Here is a 3,628-nt window from a genome sequence, read left to right on the forward strand (position 1 = left end):
GAAGCACTCAAGGCAAGCTTTATTGAGGCTTAAGCAGTGGGTTCCCTAGTTAGCCAGAGAGCTCCCAGGCTCAGATCTGGTCTAACCAGAGAGACCCGTTTATGTATCGAGCTAGGCACTTAAATACAATATCTCTGCAATGCGGCAATTCAGTGGTTCGTCCAATCCATGTCAGACCCGTCTGTTGCCTTCCTAATAAGGCACGATCGTACCACCTTACTTCCACCAATCGGCATGCACGGTGCTTTTTCTCTCCTTGTAAGGCATGTTGCTAACTCATCGTTACCATGTTGCAAGACTACAAGAGTATTGCATAAGACTACATTAAGCTTGCAGCTCCAGCTTTTGTTCCCTTTAGTGAGGGTTAATTGCGCGCTTGGCGTAATCATGGTCATAGCTGTTTCCTGTGTGAAATTGTTATCCGCTCACAATTCCACACAACATACGAGCCGGAAGCATAAAGTGTAAAGCCTGGGGTGCCTAATGAGTGAGCTAACTCACATTAATTGCGTTGCGCTCACTGCCCGCTTTCCAGTCGGGAAACCTGTCGTGCCAGCTGCATTAATGAATCGGCCAACGCGCGGGGAGAGGCGGTTTGCGTATTGGGCGCTCTTCCGCTTCCTCGCTCACTGACTCGCTGCGCTCGGTCGTTCGGCTGCGGCGAGCGGTATCAGCTCACTCAAAGGCGGTAATACGGTTATCCACAGAATCAGGGGATAACGCAGGAAAGAACATGTGAGCAAAAGGCCAGCAAAAGGCCAGGAACCGTAAAAAGGCCGCGTTGCTGGCGTTTTTCCATAGGCTCCGCCCCCCTGACGAGCATCACAAAAATCGACGCTCAAGTCAGAGGTGGCGAAACCCGACAGGACTATAAAGATACCAGGCGTTTCCCCCTGGAAGCTCCCTCGTGCGCTCTCCTGTTCCGACCCTGCCGCTTACCGGATACCTGTCCGCCTTTCTCCCTTCGGGAAGCGTGGCGCTTTCTCATAGCTCACGCTGTAGGTATCTCAGTTCGGTGTAGGTCGTTCGCTCCAAGCTGGGCTGTGTGCACGAACCCCCCGTTCAGCCCGACCGCTGCGCCTTATCCGGTAACTATCGTCTTGAGTCCAACCCGGTAAGACACGACTTATCGCCACTGGCAGCAGCCACTGGTAACAGGATTAGCAGAGCGAGGTATGTAGGCGGTGCTACAGAGTTCTTGAAGTGGTGGCCTAACTACGGCTACACTAGAAGAACAGTATTTGGTATCTGCGCTCTGCTGAAGCCAGTTACCTTCGGAAAAAGAGTTGGTAGCTCTTGATCCGGCAAACAAACCACCGCTGGTAGCGGTGGTTTTTTTGTTTGCAAGCAGCAGATTACGCGCAGAAAAAAAGGATCTCAAGAAGATCCTTTGATCTTTTCTACGGGGTCTGACGCTCAGTGGAACGAAAACTCACGTTAAGGGATTTTGGTCATGAGATTATCAAAAAGGATCTTCACCTAGATCCTTTTAAATTAAAAATGAAGTTTTAAATCAATCTAAAGTATATATGAGTAAACTTGGTCTGACAGTTAGAAAAACTCATCGAGCATCAAATGAAACTGCAATTTATTCATATCAGGATTATCAATACCATATTTTTGAAAAAGCCGTTTCTGTAATGAAGGAGAAAACTCACCGAGGCAGTTCCATAGGATGGCAAGATCCTGGTATCGGTCTGCGATTCCGACTCGTCCAACATCAATACAACCTATTAATTTCCCCTCGTCAAAAATAAGGTTATCAAGTGAGAAATCACCATGAGTGACGACTGAATCCGGTGAGAATGGCAAAAGTTTATGCATTTCTTTCCAGACTTGTTCAACAGGCCAGCCATTACGCTCGTCATCAAAATCACTCGCATCAACCAAACCGTTATTCATTCGTGATTGCGCCTGAGCGAGACGAAATACGCGATCGCTGTTAAAAGGACAATTACAAACAGGAATCGAATGCAACCGGCGCAGGAACACTGCCAGCGCATCAACAATATTTTCACCTGAATCAGGATATTCTTCTAATACCTGGAATGCTGTTTTTCCGGGGATCGCAGTGGTGAGTAACCATGCATCATCAGGAGTACGGATAAAATGCTTGATGGTCGGAAGAGGCATAAATTCCGTCAGCCAGTTTAGTCTGACCATCTCATCTGTAACATCATTGGCAACGCTACCTTTGCCATGTTTCAGAAACAACTCTGGCGCATCGGGCTTCCCATACAAGCGATAGATTGTCGCACCTGATTGCCCGACATTATCGCGAGCCCATTTATACCCATATAAATCAGCATCCATGTTGGAATTTAATCGCGGCCTCGACGTTTCCCGTTGAATATGGCTCATAACACCCCTTGTATTACTGTTTATGTAAGCAGACAGTTTTATTGTTCATGATGATATATTTTTATCTTGTGCAATGTAACATCAGAGATTTTGAGACACGGGCCAGAGCTGCACACATTTCCCCGAAAAGTGCCACCTAAATTGTAAGCGTTAATATTTTGTTAAAATTCGCGTTAAATTTTTGTTAAATCAGCTCATTTTTTAACCAATAGGCCGAAATCGGCAAAATCCCTTATAAATCAAAAGAATAGACCGAGATAGGGTTGAGTGTTGTTCCAGTTTGGAACAAGAGTCCACTATTAAAGAACGTGGACTCCAACGTCAAAGGGCGAAAAACCGTCTATCAGGGCGATGGCCCACTACGTGAACCATCACCCTAATCAAGTTTTTTGGGGTCGAGGTGCCGTAAAGCACTAAATCGGAACCCTAAAGGGAGCCCCCGATTTAGAGCTTGACGGGGAAAGCCGGCGAACGTGGCGAGAAAGGAAGGGAAGAAAGCGAAAGGAGCGGGCGCTAGGGCGCTGGCAAGTGTAGCGGTCACGCTGCGCGTAACCACCACACCCGCCGCGCTTAATGCGCCGCTACAGGGCGCGTCCCATTCGCCATTCAGGCTGCGCAACTGTTGGGAAGGGCGATCGGTGCGGGCCTCTTCGCTATTACGCCAGCTGGCGAAAGGGGGATGTGCTGCAAGGCGATTAAGTTGGGTAACGCCAGGGTTTTCCCAGTCACGACGTTGTAAAACGACGGCCAGTGAGCGCGCGTAATACGACTCACTATAGGGCGAATTGGGTACGTCCCTAGCTAGGCCTCCAAAAAAGCCTCCTCACTACTTCTGGAATAGCTCAGAGGCCGAGGCGGCCTCGGCCTCTGCATAAATAAAAAAAATTAGTCAGCCATGGGGCGGAGAATGGGCGGAACTGGGCGGAGTTAGGGGCGGGATGGGCGGAGTTAGGGGCGGGATAGCTAGAGCCAGACATGATAAGATACATTGATGAGTTTGGACAAACCACAACTAGAATGCAGTGAAAAAAATGCTTTATTTGTGAAATTTGTGATGCTATTGCTTTATTTGTAACCATTATAAGCTGCAATAAACAAGTTCCTCTCACTCTCTGATATTCATTTCTTTGCAAGTTATAAATACTGAATAATAAGATGACATGAACTACTACTGCTAGAGATTTTCCACACTGACTAAAAGGGTCTGAGGGATCTCTAGTTACCAGAGTCACACAACAGACGGGCACACACTACTTGAAGCACTCAA

Annotated in this window: 1 protein-coding gene; it reads right to left on the reverse strand. The window is 47.7% G+C overall.

Going from position 1 to position 3,628, the window contains the following annotated elements:
• Nucleotides 1-1,551: 1,551 nt before the first annotated feature.
• A complete protein-coding gene (aph(3')-Ia, locus tag ABD126_RS38525; protein ID WP_099588326.1) occupies nt 1,552-2,361 on the reverse strand; it encodes an aminoglycoside O-phosphotransferase APH(3')-Ia in 810 nt (269 codons plus the stop codon).
• Between the last annotated feature and the right edge of the window lie 1,267 nt (nt 2,362-3,628).

The organism is Saccharothrix mutabilis subsp. mutabilis (assembly GCF_039521145.1).
GTDB lineage: Bacteria > Actinomycetota > Actinomycetes > Mycobacteriales > Pseudonocardiaceae > Actinosynnema > Actinosynnema mutabilis.